The 20,818-nt window shown below is 73.2% G+C and carries 18 protein-coding genes; 9 read left to right on the top strand and 9 right to left on the bottom strand.

Annotated features, from left to right (window positions below):
* The first annotated feature begins 25 nt into the window (after nt 1-25).
* Nucleotides 26-826, top strand: coding sequence for an AfsR/SARP family transcriptional regulator (locus tag Voc01_RS27310; RefSeq protein WP_203930425.1), 801 nt, complete (start codon nt 26-28; stop codon nt 824-826).
* Here the strand turns inward: Voc01_RS27310 and Voc01_RS27305 are convergent.
* The gene (locus tag Voc01_RS27305) at nt 805-1,002 is read right to left on the bottom strand and encodes a hypothetical protein (protein ID WP_203930424.1); all 198 of its coding nucleotides are present in this window, start codon (nt 1,000-1,002) and stop codon (nt 805-807) included. The two genes, Voc01_RS27310 and Voc01_RS27305, sit on opposite strands and share 22 nt — an antisense overlap.
* Before the next feature lie 150 nt (nt 1,003-1,152).
* On the opposite strand from Voc01_RS27305, the gene Voc01_RS27300 reads away from it, so the two are divergent.
* The 5 genes from Voc01_RS27300 (at nt 1,153) to folE (ending at nt 6,134) form a co-directional block, all read left to right on the top strand.
* Nucleotides 1,153-1,686, top strand: coding sequence for a TlpA family protein disulfide reductase (locus Voc01_RS27300; protein ID WP_203930423.1), 534 nt, complete (start codon nt 1,153-1,155; stop codon nt 1,684-1,686).
* The gene (locus tag Voc01_RS27295) at nt 1,683-3,533 is read left to right on the top strand and encodes an ABC transporter ATP-binding protein (RefSeq protein WP_203930422.1); all 1,851 of its coding nucleotides are present in this window, start codon (nt 1,683-1,685) and stop codon (nt 3,531-3,533) included. The genes Voc01_RS27300 and Voc01_RS27295 overlap by 4 nt, the downstream gene beginning before the upstream one ends.
* A gap of 18 nt (nt 3,534-3,551) precedes the next feature.
* Nucleotides 3,552-4,040: a S26 family signal peptidase gene (locus Voc01_RS27290; RefSeq protein WP_239160518.1), complete on the top strand. Its 489-nt coding sequence runs from the start codon at nt 3,552-3,554 to the stop codon at nt 4,038-4,040.
* A 129-nt stretch (nt 4,041-4,169) separates the two neighbouring features.
* A complete protein-coding gene (locus Voc01_RS27285) occupies nt 4,170-5,390 on the top strand; it encodes a pectate lyase (protein WP_203930421.1) in 1,221 nt (406 codons plus the stop codon).
* 144 nt (nt 5,391-5,534) lie between these two features.
* A complete protein-coding gene (folE, locus tag Voc01_RS27280; protein WP_275423760.1) occupies nt 5,535-6,134 on the top strand; it encodes a GTP cyclohydrolase I FolE in 600 nt (199 codons plus the stop codon).
* A gap of 58 nt (nt 6,135-6,192) precedes the next feature.
* Here folE and Voc01_RS27275 read toward each other — a convergent pair whose 3' ends face one another.
* The 8 genes from Voc01_RS27275 to Voc01_RS27240 form a co-directional block, all read right to left on the bottom strand.
* Nucleotides 6,193-6,951, bottom strand: coding sequence for a hypothetical protein (locus Voc01_RS27275; RefSeq protein ID WP_203930420.1), 759 nt, complete (start codon nt 6,949-6,951; stop codon nt 6,193-6,195).
* A complete protein-coding gene (locus tag Voc01_RS27270; RefSeq protein ID WP_203930419.1) occupies nt 6,944-8,020 on the bottom strand; it encodes a TRAFAC clade GTPase domain-containing protein in 1,077 nt (358 codons plus the stop codon). The genes Voc01_RS27275 and Voc01_RS27270 overlap by 8 nt, the downstream gene beginning before the upstream one ends.
* Nucleotides 8,017-8,742 carry a hypothetical protein gene (locus Voc01_RS27265; RefSeq protein WP_203930418.1) on the bottom strand — a complete coding sequence of 242 codons (726 nt, stop codon included), beginning with the start codon at nt 8,740-8,742 and terminating at the stop codon, nt 8,017-8,019. The genes Voc01_RS27270 and Voc01_RS27265 overlap by 4 nt, the downstream gene beginning before the upstream one ends.
* A gap of 3 nt (nt 8,743-8,745) precedes the next feature.
* The gene (locus Voc01_RS27260; protein WP_203930417.1) at nt 8,746-9,798 is read right to left on the bottom strand and encodes a hypothetical protein; all 1,053 of its coding nucleotides are present in this window, start codon (nt 9,796-9,798) and stop codon (nt 8,746-8,748) included.
* Between the two features lie 9 nt (nt 9,799-9,807).
* Nucleotides 9,808-12,933 (bottom strand): virulence factor SrfB, encoded by a 3,126-nt coding sequence (locus Voc01_RS27255; RefSeq protein WP_203930416.1) that lies wholly within the window; start codon nt 12,931-12,933, stop codon nt 9,808-9,810.
* A 26-nt stretch (nt 12,934-12,959) separates the two neighbouring features.
* A complete protein-coding gene (locus Voc01_RS27250; protein ID WP_203930415.1) occupies nt 12,960-15,287 on the bottom strand; it encodes a dynamin family protein in 2,328 nt (775 codons plus the stop codon).
* A gap of 184 nt (nt 15,288-15,471) precedes the next feature.
* Nucleotides 15,472-16,632, bottom strand: a complete 1,161-nt coding sequence (locus tag Voc01_RS27245; protein WP_203930414.1) for a flavin reductase — start codon at nt 16,630-16,632, stop codon at nt 15,472-15,474.
* Entirely contained in the window at nt 16,632-17,360 is a 729-nt protein-coding gene (locus Voc01_RS27240; protein WP_203930413.1) for a TetR/AcrR family transcriptional regulator, read from the bottom strand. Before Voc01_RS27240 ends, Voc01_RS27245 begins: the two co-directional genes overlap by 1 nt.
* Before the next feature lie 367 nt (nt 17,361-17,727).
* Here Voc01_RS27240 and Voc01_RS27235 point away from each other — a divergent pair, with 367 nt between their 5' ends.
* Genes Voc01_RS27235 through Voc01_RS27225 form a run of 3 tightly spaced genes read left to right on the top strand, consistent with a single transcriptional unit; the run spans nt 17,728 to nt 20,818 of the window.
* A complete protein-coding gene (locus Voc01_RS27235) occupies nt 17,728-18,867 on the top strand; it encodes an LLM class flavin-dependent oxidoreductase (RefSeq protein ID WP_203930412.1) in 1,140 nt (379 codons plus the stop codon).
* Nucleotides 18,868-18,925: 58 nt separating this feature from the next.
* Entirely contained in the window at nt 18,926-20,134 is a 1,209-nt protein-coding gene (locus Voc01_RS27230) for an ABC transporter substrate-binding protein (protein ID WP_203930411.1), read from the top strand.
* Nucleotides 20,135-20,818 carry an ABC transporter ATP-binding protein gene (locus tag Voc01_RS27225; protein WP_203930410.1) on the top strand — a complete coding sequence of 228 codons (684 nt, stop codon included), beginning with the start codon at nt 20,135-20,137 and terminating at the stop codon, nt 20,816-20,818.

Raw genomic sequence — 20,818 nt, 5'->3', positions numbered from 1 at the left:
GCTGCCGGTCGCGCGGGAGGGTGCGATGCCGACCTTTCACATCCTCGGCCCGGTCGAGGTGGTGCGTGACGGGCGGCGCCAGCCGCTCGGCTCGGGCAAGGTGGCCGCCCTCGCCGTCGCGTTGGCCGTGCGGTGCGGTACGCACGTCGGCCAGACCCGGCTCTTCGAGTGCCTGTGGACGGAACCACCGGCCTCCGCCCTCGCCAACCTGCGCACCTACGTGCACCGGCTGCGTCGGGTCGTCGGGTTCGACACGCTGCACGAACGCGAAGGCGGCTACGTCCTGTCGACCCGGCCGGAGGACTGCGACCACGTGCGGTTCCGTCACCTGTGCGAGCTGGGCCGCTCGGCTGTTCGCGACTGCGACCTGGTCGCCGCCGCGGCCCGGCTGGAGCAGGCGCTGCGGCTGTGGCGCGACGACCGGGCCGCGGAGTCGGTGCCGCGCCACGGACCGCTGGCCGGCTGGCTGGCCGCCCTCGACGACGAGCGGACCGCGGCCGCCACCGACCTCGCCGAGGTCTGGCTGCGGCTCGGGCAGCCGGCCACGGCCGTCGACCAGCTGCGCCGGCTGCTCGCCGTGGCGCCGACCGAGAGCCGGGCCTGGCGGCTGCGCATGATCGGTCACCACCGCCTCCGGGAGCCGGGCGCGGTGACGCGGGCGTACCGCGAGGCCGTCGCGAGCTTCCGCACCCACCTGGACATGGACGTCGACCCGCAGCTGACCGTCCTGCACGGCCGGCTGTTCGGGGCGTCCGGGCCGGGGGTCCGGGCGGACGTCGCCCGCCCGGACCCTGTGCGCACGTATCAGCAGCAGCCGTTGTTGTAACAGCTGGTGCAGCCACCACCGCTGTCGTGGCAGTAGCACCGGATCCGCTGCGAGCCACCGCCGCTCGAGCACGCGTACGGCTGGCAGAAGTTCTGCCAGTAGTAGATCGCCGACGCCTCGACCTTCGGGACGAACATCCCGAGCAGTCCGTCGGCCATGCGCTGTAGCGCCCGCATCTGCCGCTCCTCTCCACGTGTGCCGGCCCCCGTGGCCGACGTCGGCGACCGTAGGCGCGGTCGCTACACCGGCCGTCCACGTCGGCGTGTATCGGCGGTGTACCGGATCCGCGTACGTTTCCCGCTGCTTGCGACCTGATGGGAGATCTGATGGCTCTACTCACCGCCGCCGTCGTCGTCGTGGGAACGGTCGGCGTCGTCAACCTCGTGCTCACCGTCGGGGTGATCAGGCGGCTGCGCGAACACGAGGAACTGCTGCGGCGCGGGCCGCAGGGCCGGCCGGTCAGCGGGCTCGCGCCGGGCGCCACCGTTCCCGACTTCTCGGTGCGGACCCGCGCCGGCGGCCACCGGTCCGGTGCGGACTTCAGCGGTGACACGCTGGTCGGCTTCTTCTCCGTCGGCTGCCAGCCGTGCGAGGAGCTGGTGCCGCAGTTCGTCGAGGCGGCGCGCACCCACCCGGGCGGTCCGGCGCGGGTGCTGGCCGTCGTCACCGGCCGGGAGCCCGACACGCTGGCCGACGCGCTGGCACCCGTCGCCGACGTGGTGGTCGACGCCGAGGCCGACACGCTGGCCAAGGTGTTCCAGGTCAGCGCGTTCCCGACGCTCATGCTGGTCGACGGCCACGGCCACGTCCGGGCGAACGACCTGCGGTTGGACCACCTGCCGGACCTCGTCGCGGCATGAACCCCGGTCCCGCCGCGCCGCCGGCGGCGCCGTTCGGCCGGCTCGTGCTGGACGCCGTGCGGCTCGGGGCGCGCGGCGCGAAGGGTCCACTGGTCCTGGTGGTGGCGGTCACGCTGGTCGGCGCGGTGGTGCCGACCGCCGTCGCGTGGCTGACCAGCGTGATCATCGACCAGCTCGCCGGCGACGGGGTGATGCCGGCCGGCCGCGCGTGGACCGTGTGCCTCGCGCTGGCCGGAGCCAGCCTCGTGGCCGCGCTCCTACCGTTGGTCACCGAGTACGCCGAGGCGGAGTTCGGCCGCCGCGTCGGGCTGGTCGCGCAGGACGAGCTGTACCGTGCGTTGGACCGGTTCGGCGGGCTGGCCCGTTTCGAGGACCCCGCCTTCCACAACCGGCTCGCCGTGGCACAGGCGTCCGGCGGCGCCATTCCCGGTCACGTCATCGGCAGCGGGCTGCGGGTCGGCCAGGCGCTGATCGGCGCGGTCAGCTTCGTGGTCACCATCGCGCTGATGGTCGGCTGGCTGGTGGTGTTCCTCGTCGCGGCGGCCGTGCCCATGCTGCTGGCCGAGCTGCGGCTGGCCCGGCACCTGGCCGCCCTGACCTACCGGGTGGAGACCCTGGAGCGGCGCGAGCGGTTCTTCGCGTCGCTGATCTGCGACCTGCGGGCCGCCAAGGAGGTGCGCCTGTTCCGCCTCGGCCCGTGGCTGCGGGGACGGGTGCGCCGGGACCGGGAGGCGATCAACGCCGGGCAGCGCGCCCTGGACCGCCGCCGGCTCGCCGTGCTCGGCTGGCTCCGGCTGCTGTCCTCGGTCACCGCGCTCGCCGGTCTCCTGTGGACGGTCAACCTCGCGCTCCGGGGCGAGCTGTCCACCGGCGACGTCGCGATGTTCCTCGCCGCGGTCGCCGGCGTGCAGGGCGCCCTGGCCGTGATCGCCAGCTCGACGGCGTCGATGCGCCGGCACACGCTGCTGTTCGGCCACTACCGGGCGGTGGTGACCGCGCCGGCCGACCTCGCGGTGCCGGCGACGCCGCGGCCGCTGCCCCCGCTCCACGACGGGATCGAGCTGCGCGACGTGTGGTTCCGCTACGGCGAGGACCAGCCGTGGGTGCTGCGTGGCGTCGACCTCACCATCCCGAAGGGCAGCTCGCTCGCGCTCGTCGGCTCCAACGGCGCCGGCAAGTCCACGCTGGTCAAGCTGCTGTGCCGGTTCTACGACCCGCAGCGCGGGTCGATCCGGTGGGACGGCGTGGACCTGCGCGACGTGCCGCCGGCCGACCTGCGCGACCGGATGGCGGTGATCTTCCAGGACTTCATGCAGTACGACCTCACCGCCGGGGAGAACATCGCCGTCGGCGACCTGACCCGCGCCGCCGACCCGGCGGCGGTGCCCGCGGCGGCCGGTCGGGCCGGGATCCACGACGTGCTGGCGGCGCTGCCCGACGGCTACCGGACGATGCTCAGCCGGTCCTTCGAGGACGGTGACCCCGACCACGGGACCGGCGGGTCCGGGGTGCTGCTCTCCGGTGGACAGTGGCAGCGGGTGGCGCTGGCCCGGGCGCTGGTGCGCCAGCCCCGGGACCTGGCCCTGTTCGACGAGCCCAGCTCGGGACTCGACCCGCGGGCCGAACACGACCTCTACCGCGACCTGTACACCAACCGGCTCGCCGGCACCCTGGTCACGGTGACCCACCGGCTCGGCTCGGTGCGCCGGGCCGATCTGGTCGCGGTCATGGACCGGGGCACGGTCGTGGAGTGCGGCGACCACGACACGCTGGTGGCCCGCCCCGGCTGGTACGCCACGATGTTCGGCCTCCAGGCCGACAGCTACCGGGCCGGTGCCGGGCGGTGAACGGGCGGTGAGCGGGCGGTGAGCGCGGCGCTCTGGACCGGCGGCGCGGTGGCGGTGATCGTGGCACTGGTGGTGGCGGTCCGGGTCGCCACCCGTCGGCTGTTCATCGTCACGGTGGACGGCCCGAGCATGGAGCCGGTGATGGTCGCCGGCGACCGGCTCGTCGCGCACCGGGTGGCGGGGAACGGGCTGCGGGTCGGGCAGGTCGCCGTCGCCGAACGCCCGCTGAACGCCGGCGGCTGGCACTGGCCGGCCGGCGATCCCGCCCGGCGCCGCTGGATGATCAAGCGGGTCGTCGCCGTCGCCGGCGACCCGGTGCCTCCGGACGTGCTCGGCGCGGTCGGCTCGGCACCCGGTGCCACCGTGCCGGCCGGAATGCTGGTCCTGCTCGGCGACAACCGCGACGACAGCCTGGACTCGCGCGTGTTCGGCTTCGTGCCGGCCGACCGTGTCCTCGGTGTCGTGCGCCGCCGGCACGGCGAGCGGACCGCGGTCGCCACGGCCTGACGCTGCAACAAACCTGCAAACACCTTCGCTTGCCATGAGGAAAGCGCTTTCCTAGATTGATGGTTGTCGACGACTCACCCCACCCCGGGTAGTGACCGCCATGCACTACGACAACGAAGGTGAACACCCATGAGACGATCAGTTGCCCTACGGTGGGCATCCGGGGCAGCCCTGGCTGTCGCGGGCGCCGCCGTCACGCTGACCGTGGCGCTCCCCCACGCCGCGGCCGCCGACGGCAACCTCAGCATCGGTGCCGGCGCCGACGGTTCCAGCAAGGCCAGCGGCACCAGCTACGGCAACGTCAAGGACGGCGACACCGGCACCTACTGGTCGCCCAACGGCACGACCGGCTACGTCTCGGTCAAGTGGAGCAGCGCCACGACCGTGAGCAGCGCCGTCATCCAGCAGGCGTCCGGCGGCGGGTCGATCGGCGCCTGGCGCGTGCTCAACGGCGACAACCAGCAGGTTCTCACCAGCGGCAGCGGCAGCCCGAGCAGGATCTCCTTCTCCTCGACCTCGCTCAAGAAGCTCACCTTCGAGATCACCAGCGCCTCCAGCGCGCCGCGGATCTCGGAGTTCGAGACCTACGCCTCCGGCGGCGGGTCCAACCCGACCCCCACCGCGACGGGACCCACGGGCAACCCGACCCCGAGCTCCAGCGGCGGCGCCGGCACCCCGACCACCACCTGGCCGACGTCGCGCGGGAACGTGTCGATCTCCGGCACGCAGAACGTGTCGGGCGTGTTCGACGGCGGCATGAAGACCTACTGCTGCATCGGTGACGGCGGGCAGAGCGAGAGCCAGGACCCGATGTTCAAGCTGGCCAACGGCGCCACGCTGCAGAACGTCATCCTCGGTGGCCCGGCCGGCGACGGCGTGCACTGCGAGGGCACCTGCACGCTGCGCAACGTGTGGTGGAACGACATCGGCGAGGACGCCGCCACGTTCAAGCAGACCAACGGCGGCACGTCGTACGTCATCGGCGGCGGCGCCCGCAACGGCAGCGACAAGACGTTCCAGCACAACGGCAACGGCACCGTCAACATCAGCGGCTTCTACCTCAAGGGTTCCGGCAAGCTGTACCGCGGCTGCGGCAACTGCTCCAGCTCGTACCAGCGCCACGTCGTGATCGACAACGTCATCGTCGACGACGTGGACTACGTGGCCGGGATCAACAGCAACTGGGGTGACACGGCCACGATCACCCGCGTCACCGTCTACAACAACTCCAGCATCCACGTGTGCGCCAAGTACCAGGGCGTCGCGAAGGGCAGCGAGCCGAAGTACCTTGGCGACGGGTGGAACGACACCAACTGCCGGGTCCGGCAGAGCGACATCACCTACCGGTAGACCGGCCGCAGGTCGAGGGGCGCCCACCACCACCAGTGGGCGCCCCTCCGCGCGTCCCCGACACCGTGAGTAGTTGACGGAACAACAACCGGGAATCTAACGTAGGAGTTGATATCCGTTAGAAGCGCGGTGGAGGACGTCACCATGACCATGGACATTGCGGCACCCTCGGAGCGGTCGGAGCGCGGTCCCGTCGACCCGGTCGCCGCCGAGCTGGCCGCGGCGGACTTCCTCGCGGCCCTCGGCATCGACCTCGGCCGGGAGGGGCTGCGCGAGACGCCCGCCCGCATGGCGCGCGCCTATGCCGAACTGCTCACGCCGGAGCCGTTCGAGATGACGACCTTCCCCAACGACGAGGGCTACGACGAGTTGGTGCTCGCCCGCGCGATCCCCTTCCGGACCATCTGCGAGCACCACCTGCTGCCGTTCGCCGGCGTCGCGCACGTCGGGTACCTGCCGGGTGACCGCATCGTCGGGCTGTCCAAGCTCGCCCGCGTGGTCGGGCACTTCGCCGCGCGGCCACAGACCCAGGAGCGGCTCACCCGGCAGATCGCCAACCACCTGGTCACCACCCTGGACCCGCGCGGCGTCGGCGTCGTCCTCGACGCGGGGCACACCTGCATGACGCTGCGTGGGGTGAGGGCGGTCGGCGCCACGACGCTGACGTCCGCGCTGCTCGGAACGCTGCGCACCGACGCCCGGTCGCGGGCCGAGTTCCTCTCGTTGGTCGGCGCGCCCGCCTGAGGTTCCCGCCGGCGGAGCGCCGCGTCCGGGAGCCGACATCGCGCCGATCCCCGGACGGTCACCGCAGCGGCCACCACCGCCGGCCGGTCCGGCCGGTGCGGCGGGGCGGGTCGGCCGGCGGCGGCACGGGTGGGTCCTCCTCCGGCTCCGGCGGCTCGACCGGCTCCGGGGCGGTCGCCATCGTGGTCGGTGACGCGACGTCGGCGACGCACGCGTCGGTGACGTGCCGCAGCCGGGTCCGGCGGGCGGTACGCAGGCCCGCGAGGAGGACCACGGGCCGCGGCGTCGACCGGGCGTCCTCCCACACCGCGGGGGTCCGGGCGGCCGGATGCAGCCACACCGCGTCCGCGACCGACGGCAGCGGTCGTCCGGCCGGCGGGGGCACGACGCCCCACGGAGCCGGGCCTCCCGGTGGGGTGTGGACCGGTCCGGCCACGGTGCGGTGCCAGTCCGGGCGTACCCACGCGTCGTAGGTTGCCGCGGCCCACCGCGTCCAGCCGGCGCGGAACTGGTCGAACGCGGGCGCGGCCGCCCGGTCGGTGCCGAGCCAGCCGACGAAGCAGTAGAACGGGCGCCGCCCGTCGGAGTCCAGCTCGGTACCTAGGTCCCGGCACAGACACGCGACACCGACCAGGCACCGGTCACCGGAATGGGCCAGCAGCAGCCGGGGCGACCGGTCGAGCTCCCAGCCGCTGGACACGGCCGCCTGCACCACCCGCCGTACCCACGGGTCCCGCCCGGACGGGTCGGCGCGCCACCAGTCGTCGACGTGCAGCAACCGGCCGTACACGACGGGCGCCCAATCGTCCTCAGGCATCGCGGCGCACTCCGCCGATGTACACCGGCACCTCCCGGAGCTCGCCGGCGATCAGGTCGGCCCACTGCCCCCGTACGTATGCGGCGGCCCATGCCTGACGCTCGGCGTCGCCGAGATACCCCAGCCGGGTCTGCGCCTCGCGGATGCGGCCGCCGTGCCTCAGCCCGTGCAGGAACCGGCTCTGCAGCTCGGTCGAGACGACGGTGAGGTCCTGGCGCTCGGCGGCGAGGGCGTGCGCCTGCGCGGCGTACCGGGCGGCGTCGCGCCGCAGCCACTGCTCGGCGGTGAACAGCACCGGCAGGTGCAGGTCCTTCGGTGTGATGGTCCGCGGGTCGACGCGGGTGGCGTTGGCTTCGCCGAACTGCCCCACCATCACCGGGCAGACGACAGCGGTGACCCCGGGCATCGTCATCACCGGCAGCAGGTCCCGGACCTGCCCGTGGGCCCGGTCGAGCCGATCGGCCGCGGGCGTGTCGTCGCCGTACATCGTCAGCAGGTCCGCCTTGGTCAGCAGCACCGCGAGCGAGGGAAGCGGTAGGTGGCGGCACAGCCGTTCCTGGAACGCCCGCCGCACCAGGCTGGTCATGCGCCGGGCCATACTCAGCTGGGTCAGTCCGTCGGCGCGGCCCACCAGGTGGTCGCTGTCGAGCACCAGGTAGATGCTGTCCGACCCGGCGAGCCGGGCGACGAGTTCGGCGGCGTCCCCGGCCTGCGCGTCGCTCAACCGGGCGTCCATGGCCCCGCCACGGAAATCGGTCCAGGCCAACCGCATGAGCTCCGTGGCGCCGTAGTTGAACGCGAAGAGATGATGCTGCGGCGTCTCGTCGGTCGGTAGTGGCAGCACGCCCTCCCGGGTGAGACGGTCCCACGCGTCGCCGAGGTCCTTGTCCCGGTCGTGGTCCTGCTCCACGAGCGAGAAGGCGCTCACCCCGCGCGACAGGGTGGCGTACGTCGCCAGCATGTACGTCGTCTTGCCGCAGCTCGGGGCGCCCAGCATCGTCACGGTCACGGTCCGCTCCGTGGTGGCGGGCGCCGGAGAGGGCGCCCGCCGGGACTCCGCGGCGGTCACGTCCGGGTCCATTCGCGGGGCGTGAACGTGGCCGCCGCGCCCGCCGCCGCGACCGCGCCCGCCGCCGCGGACCCGGCGTGGTGCAGGCACCACAGAAGCGGCAGCGCCCGCGCCAGGGCCGGGTCGTCGGCGCGCAACGGCACCGTGACCCCGGCGACGCGGACCTCGTGGCGGTGGCCGATGCGCAGCGGGCGCAGCGGGCCGTCGAGGTCGAACGGGTCCCGGCCGAGCGGCAGCCGTTCGCAGCCGGTCAGGGCGAGCACGACAGGGAACGGCGACGACCGGGCGTGCCGCAGTGCCTCGGTCACCCGGCGGCGGATCAGCACCACGAGCGTACGGACCTGGGACGCGGCGAGGACCGGGTCGTCGCACAGGACGGTCGCGTCGACAGCGGCCACGATCGCGTCGGCCGCCGCGAGCTCGGCGAGGAGCCGACGGGTCCCGGAGGTTCCGCTGCTGCCCCGCACCGACCCGCCGCCGCCGTCGACGACGCGCACCACCGCGCCGCCGCCGGCGTGGCGCAGCCGCATCGGGTACGCCCGCGGACGCTCGTCGCGCTGCGGCCGCCGTGCCCGACGCGACGCGGTCCACAGCCGCCACCGGCCGATCGGCGACCGCGGGCGCAGCGCCACCCCGGACGCGGGGTCACGCAGCGCCGCGCGTGCGTCCGTGAGCAATGTCGTGGTGCCGGAACCCGGATGGCCGAGGAGCACGATGCGCACCGGTCACTCTCGACCGAAGACGACGCGGCCGGGCACCTCGTCGCCGGGAACCCGAAGCCACACCCGCAGGGTCGTCAGCACCGTTCCGGCCCGCGACCGTCCACTGTGGTGGGACAGGTCGGCGCCGCCGGTGTAGCGCCGCGCGGTCGGGTAGTCCTGGTCCAGGGTGCGGATCTGCCCGCCGGCAGCGTGGACCGCCTGCCGCAGGCAGTCGCGCGAGAGGCCCTGGACCACGCCCCACCAGCTGTCCGGTGCCGCCGGCGGCAGGTGGACCAGCGAGCAGAAAGCCTCGTCGACCTCGTGCAACGCCAGCGCCTCGGCCACGGTGCCCGGTGCCGCCAGTGCCCACGCGCGCACGCGACGCAGGAGCTCGTCGTCGTAGGCGCGGCGCACGGCGTCGTCGGTCATCGGGTGGAAGCCGCGGGCGCGCAGGCTCTCCAGGGCGTGACAGAGGTCCGGGTCGACCGCGCCGAGCGCGAGGGCGACGTTTGCCAGCGCCGTGACGGTCCCGTGGCGGGGGTTGTCCACCGCGCCCTCGACGGCGGCGGTGAGGCGCGGGTCGACGATCCCGTCCGGAGCGACGTGCAACCCGTCGACGCCGAGGTCCGGGTCGGGGGCGACGACGACCGTCGCGACGGGGCCGGCGACGGTCGACCATCCGACGTCACCGTCCACTGTGGCCGGACACAGGCGGGTGGCCACCTCCGCGGGCAGTCTCAGCAACGCGGTCCAGGCGCGCCGCCACCGGACCTCCGGTGGGTCACCGTCCACATCGGACGGTAACCACGAAGCGGCGTCCCGGTCGGCGGCCATGGCGGCCGCGAGAGCGACGAGGCCCGCATGGGTCCGGGCGGACACCGCGCCGGCGGACCCGGTGGCGTCGGGGCCGGTCGACGTGCAGCCCCTCAGTGCCAGTAGGTCCGCGTGGACCCGCGACACCGCGTCGCGGGCCGGGTCGTGCGGGTCGGCCTTGTCCAGCGCCGCGGACAGCGCCGCGACGGCACCGGTCAGCACCGCGTGGGCCGCGAGTCCCAACGGCGATCCGGTCTCCCCCACCTGTGTACCTCAGTGCTTTCCGCAGAACGGGTCGTAGTGGTCGCGCCGGTCGCCGTTGTCGGGGGTCATCGCCACGCGCAGCACCGCACCGGGACGGTCGGCCAGCTGCCGGGCCGTGACGGCCGACCGGTACGGTGGACGGCCCGCGTACACCCGCAACTCCCCCGCGTCGTCGAGCGTGACCCAGTGCGGCAGCGGCACCCCCGACGGCTCGTCGTCGGGTCCGTCGACCGCGCCGATGAACCGGTCGACGGGCTCCCCGTCCGGGCCGGTCCGGCGAAGGTAGAAGCTCCACCGGCCGTCGGAGGGCAGGTCGACCGGCAGCGGACGCCCGCTGACCGCGCCGAGCCTCGCCGCGTCGTCGGCGTCGTCGGCGACGAACCGCGCCGTGTACACCCCGCCGGACCCGTCGAGGTCGAACACGACGTGGGCGGGCGCGCGCTCCATCGAGCCGGGCACGCCGGGGTTCACCACCACCTGCCCGGACGGCCTCGTGCCCGGTTCGCCGGCGAGGAACATGGCGTCATGGTCCTCGGGAGTGCTGCTCCCGACCCGGTACCAGGCGATCTCCCGGCCGGTGCCGGCGGCGGTCGTGCCCGTGCCGTCTGCGTTGTCTGTGCTGTCTGCCGTGTCCGTGTCCGTGTCCGTGGCGTGGCACAGCAGCAGCGCCATGTTCAGCTCGGCGTCGGTCTCCACCCGGGCGCGGACCCGGTCGCGCCAGAACGCCGATGCCGGGTCCGGACCGGGGTCGGCGTTGTCCTTCAGGTAGGTCGCCAGCAGGAACTGCGCCCACATCATCGTGGACCCGTCACCGCGTTCCCGCGACACCGAGAAGTTCTCCACGAACGGCAGCCACTCCGGGTTGCGCAGCGCGGGCGGCCCGTCCGGTGCGTAGCGGGTCAGCGGCGTCCCCGACGTGAACAGCGGGGTCGCCGCGGCCCGGTCCTCGACGGTGCCACCGGTGCGGAACGACCCGTGCAGATGGTGGAACAGGTTGCGCACATCGATGGACAGCATCGTCGAGCCGCTCTCCAGTCGCGACACGTCGACGATGTCCTGATGCACCGTCTGGCAGATGTTCTCCGCCCAGACCGCGCCGATCGACGTCGCGTGCTTGGCGTACCGCTCCTCGACCCACAGCCCGTTGGGGTCCCACGGCACGGCGCGCAGCCGCTTGCCGCCGCGCACGTCGTCGCCGGCGAGCGTGCGCACCAGCAGGTCCCGGACGAGACCGAGCCGCGAACTGCGGCCGGTCAGCGCCACCCGGTCCAGCCGCGCCTCCGCGGGCAGATGGCTGCGCACGAGGTCCGCCGCGAGCCGCAGGACCTCGGTCAGCGACGGCGTGACGAGGCGGTCGAAGACGTCCTGTCGCAGCGTCGCCGCGCCGGCCGCCCAGTCTCCCGCCGCCCGCTCCGGCACCGCCTTGGGAGCGACCCTGGTGAGCAGTTGCCGCAGCAGGTTCTCCTTCGGCACGTGCACCGCCGGTTCCGCACCGGCCGGCCGGCGCCGGCCGAGGTCGATCTTCGCGGTCTCCGCCATCGCCCACAACTGGTGGAACGTCTGCCGGCGCTCGGCCGTCTCGTGTGCCCCGGCGCGGTCCCACCGGGTCGGCACGATCCGGTCGGCGGCCGCCCGCGCGGTCGCCTGGCGACCCGGGTCGTCGACGAGGGCCTCCATGACGAGCGCGCCGTCGCGGTACCGCGTGCCGTCGGCGTCGAGCAGGTTCTCCGGGAAGTTCTCCACGACGCCGGCGTAGTCGGCGTGACGCGTCGTCAGCAGGTGGTCGGCCAGGACAGCCTTGAGCCAGTGGAACACCAGCAGCGTGAGGTAGTCCCCGCCGCGCAGGGTGTCGCCGGTGCTGCCGAGCACCTGCGGCACCAGCTTGTAGGCGCGGCCGTAGTGCGGTCGTTGTGCGTCGTCGACGTTCGACGGGGTCCGGTCGACCAGCCGCAGCTCGAGCAGCGCGATGTCGGTGGTGCCTCCACCGATGTCCACGATCAGCATGTGCTGGCGCCACGTCGGCGGACCGTCGTCGTCCACGCGGTGACTGCGTGCCTTGAACGCGCTGACGCTCGGGTCGTACAGCCCACCGAACTCGCGGACGAGGAAGAACATGGCGGCCGCGATGGCCTCGTCGAACAGGATGCTGACCTTCGGCACGCCGAGGTCGTGCAGCATCCGGCGCATGGTCTGGCGCACCTGCGGCGGCGCCATCGTCGGGTAGGTGGCGACGACGTTGACGACCTCGCCGCTCATCAGCGTCTCGCTGCCGTCGCGGGCGATGTGGTCGTCGGTGCGTTGCAGCAGGAACCGCAGGGCGCCACGGACGAGCGCGTCGGCGGACATCTCGTGTCCGTCGACATCGATCCGGACGTCCCGGCCCACCTTCTGCTTCAGGCCGCGCTGCGGGGTCACGTCCTCGCCCGCGGTCGTCTCGTGTCCCAGCTCGACCGACGCCGGCTCACCGGGCCGGGTCACCCACATCACACTCGGCAGCTCGTCCTCGCCGGTGGCGTGGTCGAGGACCACCGGGAACAGCCGCAGGTTGTCCAGCGCGGGCTGGGTGACCGTGTCGTCGTAGCAGGCGTCCAGGCGCACGGCCAACGCCCGGCGCAAGGCCGGGGAGCACCCGGAGCGGGCCCGTTCCAGCTCCAGCACCACGTCGTCGAGCAGGTGCGGCAGATCCGGCGGGAGGGCGCGGAGAAGGCCGGCGAGCGCCGGCTCGTCGGTGTCCTTCTGCCGGTCGGCGGGCAGGAGGCGCTGAGAGACCTCCGCCACGATGGCGTCCCACTCGACGCGGGTGGCGCCGGTCGTCCACCCGCCCCCGATCAGCTCCACCGTCCGGACGGCCAGAACTCCCTTCTGCAGCCCCGACAGCGGCGGGTAGCGGCGCTCGCGGGGGTCGTGGAGCGTCACCGTGCAGCTCGCCGTGCCGAAGTCGACGGCGGCGATGCCGGCGTAGCGCCGGCGTCGCGTGGCGGGGACGACCTCGTCGCCGGCCGTGCCCTGCAACGGTACGGTCGGGGTCTCGTCCGCCGGCACCGTCGGCCAGGTCTGCGTATCGGCGCGCACCCGGGCGACGCCGTTCCAGCTGGCGAAGTCGCCGGCCCGTCCGGTCGCGGGCACCTCTGCCATCGTGTTCTCCTCGTCCGTGGTCCGGGTCAGGTGCCGGTGCTGTCGACGGCGCGGCCGAGTGCCTCGGCGCGGTCCTGCCATTCGCGGAACTGGTTGCGGAAGTCCTCCAGGTTGACCACGACCAGCTCGCGGACCTGGGCCTGCAGCTCGCTCAGGCTGCGCACGGCCCGGTCGCTCGCCGCCCGCACCAGCTCGCGGCGGTACCGCAGCACCTGGTACTGGGATGTGTGCTGGTCGTCGTCCTGCGGAGAGTCCGGGTGCCACGGGAAGGCGCGGTCGAGGTCGAGCGGGAACGCGGCGGCGACGTCGTCGTCGGTGGGAGCGTCCGTGGTCTTCAGGAGCTCCCGGACCTTGTCCTCGAACACCGACAGGTCCTGCACATACTCCAGTGCCGCGACGAGCAGGTCGCCGTCGGGCAGCCTCTCGACCTGGGCGCGGGCCGGTTCGGCGGTCAACGGCGCGAGGTCCGTCATCGCCGAGGCGACCCGCCCCTCCCACGTGGCCAGCCAGTCGCCGACGGCGTCGAGCAGGTGCCGGTGGGCGCGCTCGAACAGGGTCCGGCAGGTCTGCGCGAACGGCTCCGCGAGGTCCGACACGAGCAGGGGCACGGTGCGCCGGGCGCCGAGGAGGCTCATCGAGCCACCCGACGCGGCCCGTGCCACGACCCGCCCACCGTCGACGGCGGCCAGCAACCGGGTCCAGGCCGGCCACTGCAGTACCTCGTCGGCGGCGTCGTCGACGACCTGGGTGCGCAGGGGCGCGCTGCTGCCGATCCCGGAGTACGGGTCGATGAGTGTGCTGCGGGCGTCCTGCACCATGTCCGTCAGGACGCGGTCGAGCGCGGCGAGCGCGGTGCGTACCATCGCGGCGGAGTCGCCCGCGCCGAGGTCCGCGCCGAGCTGGTTCAGCTTGCGGTCGAGCCGCGCCTCGTGCGCCCGCAGCTCGTCGGCGACCTTCGTCGCGACGCTCGCCTGCAGCGCAAGACCACGCTGGTTGACCAGCCCGACGACCATTGCCCGCAGGTGCCGTAGCCCACCGTCCACAGTGAACTCGGCCAGTGCCGTCCCGATCGTTCCCGCGGGCCGGTCGACCTTCGTCCACTGGTCGGCCGTGTGCGCGGCCCGAACGACCAGCGCGGCACCGCCGACGGCGCGCGTCACGTCCGCCGCCCGCCACGGCGGGCCGCCGTCGGCGTCGGCACGGGCCACGGTGACCAGTGGTGAGACGAACGCGATCCGCTCGTCGCCCCCGGCCGGCAGCAGCCCTCGCGCCGCCTCCAGCAGGCTGCGCAGGTCGGCGGCCGAGTCGAGGTCGACCGGTACGCCGTCTTCCACCTGCTGGTGCGGGGTGGACGGCAGCGTGTCGAACTTGCCACCCACCACCAGGATCGCCTCCTGGATGGCGTTCCACGGACGGCCGTGCCGACGCAGGATGTCGCGCAGCTGCTGCGGTTTGGTCGCCGCACCCCTGTTGGCGTCGAGGACCACGAGCGTCGCGGCGACCGCACCGACCTCCTCGGCCGCCAGGAACTCGTCGCGGATCGTCGCCGTGCCGCCGCTGGAGCCCGGCAGGTCGACGAACTGCACCTGGGCGCCGTGAAGCTCCGCGAGGTTCCACACGCCGACCGGCACCGCGACGTCCAGGACCACCCGGCGCACCAGCGGCAGCCGCGACCTCAGACCGCGCGCGTCGGGTGGGTCGACCGACGCACCGGGGTGGGCGACGACCAGCGGCAGCTCGTCGAGGGACAGCGTCTCGGGCCCGGGGTCTGTGGGCCGGTGCGCCAGTGCGGCGTGCAGCCGGTCGAGCTCACCTCTGAGCCGGCTGAGGCCGTCGGAGCGGTCCGCGACCGCCGTCACCGCCGCACGCAGCGGCGCGACTCCGGTGGCGCCGCGCGGCATATCCGCCGGCACCAGGTCGGTGACCGCCGCCAGGTGCGCCTCCTGCGTGGCGGTGTACGCGAGATGGTCCACATAGGAGTCCAAATCGCCGTCGGTGAACCACTCGACGGCGGCCTCCTGGACGACGGCCGGACCGTCCTCCGACTGTCGCAACCGCAGCAGCACCACGTTGCAGGTCGTCGGGATGGCACTGACCGGAAGCAGCACGGGGTTGCCGAGCAGCGTGCCGAGCAGCAGCGACTTGCCGACGGAGAACTCCCCCCACACCGCGACCGTCACGACCTGCGTGGCCTGGCGTGCCAGCGCCTCGGCCCGCTCGGCCAGTTGCGTGCGGAGGTGGTCGAGCTCCGGGTGCTGCGGCGTGCGGCGTACCCGCTCGAGCACCGACCCGGCGTACTCGCCGAGCTCCTTCAGATTGCGGGCGGCCGAGCGGCCCATGGACACCTCCGACATCCGGCGCACTGGCGGCAACAAGCCTCACAGGCACCATGCGTGTCGCGGCACCTACATACGGCCACGCTCACGCCCGCCGGGGATCCACAGAATGAGCACCGGACCTTCAGGCGAATCGAGGCGGGAAGCGGATTGACTCCGCGTTCGCGTCGTGAGCGTGAAAACCACCCGCAAAAGACCCGGCTCAGCGGGGGGCCAGTCCCAGCGTCCGGCTCGCCTTCGCGGCACAGCCCGTCACTGCGGCGACCGCCTCGCGGACGACGTCCGGCCTGGCCTTGAAGCCGAACACCGTCATCGCCAGCACCGGGTTCCCGCCGTTGTCGAAGACCGGCGCGGAGATCACCCGGGCCTGGGCCAGCACCTCGTCGGACAGCTCCGCGGGCTCGTAGTCCAGCGAGGCGACGAGCGCGTCGAGCTCCTCGTTGGGCACCGTGCCGGGCTCGGCGGCCAGCCGCTCGAGGGCGGCGGCGAAGCGCCGGTGGCCCTCGCTGCCCAGACCGATGGAGAAGCCGCGCTCGCGGATGCGGGCCAGGGCCCGGATCTCGGCCTCCTGCGAGTCCGGCGAGAACCTCGCGACCCAGGCCGCCTGCTCGTCGCCGGGCGCCCACGCCTCGAAGATCGAGGGGCCGTGCGGCCGGAACGGCAGCCGCTGGCCGACCAGCGTGGTCGGCTGCTCCGCCACCGGCGCCGTGGGCGGGTCGAGCTGTCCGATGACCACGACGCTGTCGCTCACCGGCGCGGTCACCAGGCAGCGCAGCCCGTGGTCGGGCAGTTCCTGCGCGATCGGGCGGATGAGCTCGAAGTGGCGCAGCGGGCGGGTCAGGCTCATGTCCGGGTCGTAGGCGGTCAGGGTGAGCGGGGAGAAGCTTCCGTAGCCGCTGCGGAAGAACAGCAGCGGCAGCTCGGTGCTCGCGGTGTCGAGGTGCCGCACCTCGGCCAGCGCGATCTTGTGGTCGCCGGCGTCGTGCACGGCGACCGGGACGCAGTCGATATACGCGACCGCGCCCTCGATGATCGGGGCGCCCGACGGCGCGGGACGCCACGGGACGCCGTCGAACCGCTCGGCGAGCGGAGCGGTCGCGATGCGACGGCACACGTCGGACTGGTGGGCGGCGAGGATGTTGACGCACCAGCTGCCCGCCCGGCGCAGGTGCGGCCAGGTCTCCGACGTGACGCTCGGGTAGAACCCGACCAGCGGCGGGTTCATCGACACCGACGAGAACGACCCGACCACCATGCCGATCGGGGGCCCGTCCTCCGGCTGGGCGGTGATCACGCAGACGCCGGTCGGGTACTGCCCCAGGACGTGACGGAACCAGGCGGGATCGTCCGGCGACCGGTTCATCACCCGTCCCCCGGTCGCAGCTCGCGGTCCTCGCGCAGCCCGATGGCCTCGGCCCACAGGGTGGTCAGGTGGTCGATGACGGCCTCGGGGTCGAGGGGCGGTTCGGGCGGGTCGGCGATGAACCCGTCGTAGCAGTAGGAGCTGACCATCAGGCTCATCGCGCGCGCCGTCTCCTCCGCGTCGAGACCCGACCGGACGTGCCCGCTCTTCATGCCACGGGCCAGCGACCGCGCGAACGTCCGGCGGAAGCTGCCGACCCATTCGCGGCGCAGCTCGGCCAGCCGGGCGTCGCTGTGGCTGGCGGTCTCCCACAGGCTGAAGAAGTCGCGGTTCTCCCAGTGGATGGTCACGATCGCGCCGACCGCGCGGCGCAGGCCCAGGCGGCCGGTCGCGGCGTCCCAGTAGTCGGCGCCGGCGTTCAGCATGCGCAGCGCGCTCTCGCCGGCCAGCGTCGCCACGATGTCGTCGCGGTCGGCGAAGTACTGGTAGACGGTGCCCAGGCTCACCCCGGACCGCTGGGCGATGTCACCGAGGGACACGTTGGCGTAGCCGTCGCGGGCGAACAGCTCCTCGGCGACGTCGAGCAGCTTCTTGCGGGTCCGCATGGCGCGCGGGCCGACCGGGGTCTCGCGGCCGTCCTGGCGCCGCACCGCGCCGCGCAGGTTGGCGGCGACCCGCTCCAGGCGCCGGCTGCGCGCCGGATCCGGGTCGTCAGGCAGTTTCTGCATGCGCCGCCACCTTCCCTCGCCCGGCTCCGCCGCGAACGCGGAGAACCATAACGCCATCGGTGTGTCGTACGCCACCCTGAATCTGAACAGATTCAGCTCCCTCCGGACCGTCACCCTCCGCCTCAGTCTCGCGCTCGGGGGCAGAGACACCCGTGTATCTGCGGAGCAGCACGCGGCGACCCCGCGTCGAACATGTTTCCGGGAGCGTCTTGCGCCCGTCGAGTTTCTGAGTAGATTCAGCAATCAATCGCTGAGACCGGCGTCACACGCGCCGGTCACGCGCTCCTGCCCTCACCGCTCTGCTCGCGATCGACACCCGCTTATGAGGGGGATCTCCATGCCTCGTCCGGCGCCCATGACGTTTGGCGTGTTCATCGCCCCGTTCCACGCGAACGACGACAGCCCGACGCTCAGCCTGCGCCACGATCTGGCGCTCATCGAGCTCGCCGACCGCCTCGGCTTCGACGAGGCATGGGTCGGTGAGCACCACTCGACCGGTGTCGAGCGGATCGCCGACCCCTTCATGGCGCTGGCCGCCGCGGCCGTCCGCACCTCGCGGATCCGCCTCGGCACGGGCGTGGTCAGCCTCCCGTACCACCACCCGCTCCTGGTCGCCGACCGCACCGTCCTGCTCGACCACCTGAGCATGGGACGCGCGATGCTCGGCGTCGGCCCCGGCGCGCTGATCTCCGACGCCGACATGATGGGCATCGCGCCGGTGACCCAGCGCGCCCGGATGAACGAGGCGCTGGACGTGATCATCAAGCTCCTCGACGGCGAGACGGTCACCGCCTCCACCGACTGGTTCGAGCTGCGCGAGGCCCAGCTGGCCTTCCTGCCGCTCAGCCCGGCGGGCGTACCGATCGCCGTCGCCAGCACGACCTCGCCCTCCGGGGTCACCACGGCCGGCCGCCACGGCGTCGGCGTCCTGTCCCTCAGCGCCGGGTTCATCGGCGGCAAGAAGGACATGCGGGCGCAGTGGGACATCGCCGAGCAGGCCGCCAAGGAGGCCGGCACGACGATCAGCCGCGACGGCTGGCGGATGGTCGTGCGCGTCCACCTCGCCGAGGACCGCGAGCAGGCGGTCCGCGACGTCGAGCGGGGCCGCGCCGAGGAGCGGGAGAACTACTTCAAGCCCGTCCTGGGCCTGGAGAACGACTACACCCTGGCCGACGAGATCGCCGACGACAGCTCGATCATCGGCACGCCCGCGGACGCCATCGCCGCCATCGAGCGGATGCTCGACACGACCGGCGGCTTCGGCGGATTCATGATCATGACCCACGACTGGGCGAGCCGGGAGAAGTCGCTCACCAGCCTCGAGCTGTTCGCCCGCTACGTCATGCCGCACTTCCAGGGCACGCTCACGGCCGCACAACGGTCGGCCCGCGTCGTCACCGAGAAGCGCCCGTCCTACAAGCCCCTGGCCCAGGCCGCGATCTCCAAGGCGTACTCCGACTCCGGCCGCGAGTTGCCCGCCGGAACCAACATCCAGAGCCTGCGCTGACCCCGCGCCCGCGAGGGCGCGACGCACCACCTCCCTCTCTCCACCACGGAGGACCACCATGCCCATCCCCCCATCCCGCCGTGTCCTCGTACCGTTGGCCGCCCTCGCGCTCGTCGCCGGTCTCGCCGCCTGCCGCGGCCAGGAGAACGACGGCGCCGCCGCCGGCGACACCGGTCCGATCAAGATCATGCAGATCGGGACGTTCGAGAGCCCGAACCTGTCCCTGAAGGACGCGCGGGCCGGGCTCGACGCGCACGTGCAGTCCATCAACGCCGCCGGCGGCATCGACGGCCGGAAGATCGAGGTGGAGTTCTGCAACGACGCGTACAACGCCAACACCGGCGCGGCCTGCGCCCGCACGGCGGTGACCAACGGCGTCGTCGCCGTGGTCGGCGCCGCCAGCTCGCAGGCGGCCGCGGCGCTGCCCGTGCTCGAGGCCGCCGGCATCCCGTGGCTGGCCGGCGCCGGATCGGGCGGCCCCACCGAGGGCACCAGCTCGGTCTCCTACCCGATCACCGGCGGCACCCAGTCGATGCAGGTCGGCATGGGCCGGCTGCTCGCCAACAAGGGCGGGAAGAACATCGCGGTGATCGTCGCCGACGCGGCCGCCGCCTACGCCGCCGCCGACGACATCGCCAACGGAGCCAAGGCCGGCGGCGCGCAGTCGTACCGCATCCTGGCCCCGCTCGGCGCACCCGACTTCAGCGCCGTCGCCTCGTCGGCCCTGGCCAAGAACCCCGACGCCGTCGCCGTCGCCTCCACCGCGACCGACGCGCCCCGCATCATCCGGGCGGTCCGCCAGGCCGGGTTCACCGGCAACATCTCGACGCTGGCGAACATCTTCAAGCCCGCCGACCAGAAGGCGCTGGGCAACCTGGCCGACAAGGTGTTCGTCACCTCCTCGGCGGTGCCGGTGACCAACACCTCGATCGAGCAGGTGAAGCAGTTCCAGGCCGACATGACCAAGTACCACCCGGAGGCCGTGACCGACAACGGGTCCCTGGGCACCTGGAGCTCGATCACGTTCCTCGTCGAGATCGTGAAGCGGCTCGACGGCGAGGTCTCCGCCAAGGCGATCACCGACCTGCTGAACAAGCTCGACAAGCCCATCGTCCTCGGCACCGTGCCCGACTACGCCGGCATCCCGAACCCGCCCGTCGTCCAGAACTACCCGCGGGTGCCGACGTTCAAGGTCTACGTGTCGGAGGCGAAGGCCGGAACGCTGCAGCAGGACGGCGACGCGATCGACCCGCTGGGCAGCAAGTAGATGGACGCGCCCGTCCTCGAACTACGCGGACTCAGCGTCGGGTACGACGACCTCGCGGTCGTGCGCGATGTCGATCTCACGGTGAACCGCGGTGAGATCGTCGCGCTCCTCGGAGCCAACGGGACGGGCAAGTCGACGACGATCCTCACCGCGGCCGGGGAGCTGCCCCCGGTCGGCGGTGAGGTCCGGTGGCGCGGGACGGCCACGACCGCCCCGCTCCACGTCCGCGCGCGCATGGGCATGTGCTTCGTTCCCGAGGAGCGGTCGGTGCTCATGGGGATGTCGGTGCGCGACAACCTGCTGCTCGGCTCCGGCGGCATCGACCGGGCCGTGGAGCTGTTCCCCGAGCTGCGGCCGCTGCTCGGGCAGCGGGCCGGGCTGCTGTCCGGCGGCGAGCAGCAGATGCTGACGCTGGCCCGGGCCCTGGCCTCGAACCCGGTCGCGCTGCTGCTCGACGAGCTGTCGCTGGGTCTGGCGCCCCTCGTGGTCGACCGCCTGTTCGCCGCCCTGCGGCGGGCGGCCGACCACGACGGGGTGGCCGTGCTCCTGGTCGAGCAGCAGGCCCGCCGGGCCATGGCCGTCGCCGACCGCTGGTACCTCCTGCGGCGCGGTGCCGTCGCGGCGCAGGGGAACGCCGCCGACGGCATCGCGGCCGTGGAGTCGCTGTACCTCGGAACGGAGTGA

It is taken from the genome of Virgisporangium ochraceum, assembly GCF_016863655.1.
GTDB lineage: Bacteria > Actinomycetota > Actinomycetes > Mycobacteriales > Micromonosporaceae > Virgisporangium > Virgisporangium ochraceum.
This window is presented reverse-complemented; position numbering and strand designations above follow the sequence as displayed.

Coding starts and splice junctions, on each gene's coding strand:
- folE (WP_275423760.1), top strand. CDS start 5,535: ATGACCATGGACATTGCGGCACCCTCGGAGCGGTCGGAGCGCGGTCCC.
- Voc01_RS27300 (WP_203930423.1), top strand. CDS start 1,153: ATGGCTCTACTCACCGCCGCCGTCGTCGTCGTGGGAACGGTCGGCGTC.
- Voc01_RS27285 (WP_203930421.1), top strand. CDS start 4,170: ATGAGACGATCAGTTGCCCTACGGTGGGCATCCGGGGCAGCCCTGGCT.
- Voc01_RS27245 (WP_203930414.1), bottom strand. CDS start 16,632: ATGAACCGGTCGCCGGACGATCCCGCCTGGTTCCGTCACGTCCTGGGG.
- Voc01_RS27275 (WP_203930420.1), bottom strand. CDS start 6,951: ATGCCTGAGGACGATTGGGCGCCCGTCGTGTACGGCCGGTTGCTGCAC.
- Voc01_RS27225 (WP_203930410.1), top strand. CDS start 20,135: ATGGACGCGCCCGTCCTCGAACTACGCGGACTCAGCGTCGGGTACGAC.
- Voc01_RS27305 (WP_203930424.1), bottom strand. CDS start 1,002: ATGCGGGCGCTACAGCGCATGGCCGACGGACTGCTCGGGATGTTCGTC.
- Voc01_RS27295 (WP_203930422.1), top strand. CDS start 1,683: ATGAACCCCGGTCCCGCCGCGCCGCCGGCGGCGCCGTTCGGCCGGCTC.
- Voc01_RS27310 (WP_203930425.1), top strand. CDS start 26: ATGCCGACCTTTCACATCCTCGGCCCGGTCGAGGTGGTGCGTGACGGG.
- Voc01_RS27240 (WP_203930413.1), bottom strand. CDS start 17,360: ATGCAGAAACTGCCTGACGACCCGGATCCGGCGCGCAGCCGGCGCCTG.
- Voc01_RS27255 (WP_203930416.1), bottom strand. CDS start 12,933: ATGGCAGAGGTGCCCGCGACCGGACGGGCCGGCGACTTCGCCAGCTGG.
- Voc01_RS27250 (WP_203930415.1), bottom strand. CDS start 15,287: ATGTCGGAGGTGTCCATGGGCCGCTCGGCCGCCCGCAATCTGAAGGAG.
- Voc01_RS27230 (WP_203930411.1), top strand. CDS start 18,926: ATGCCCATCCCCCCATCCCGCCGTGTCCTCGTACCGTTGGCCGCCCTC.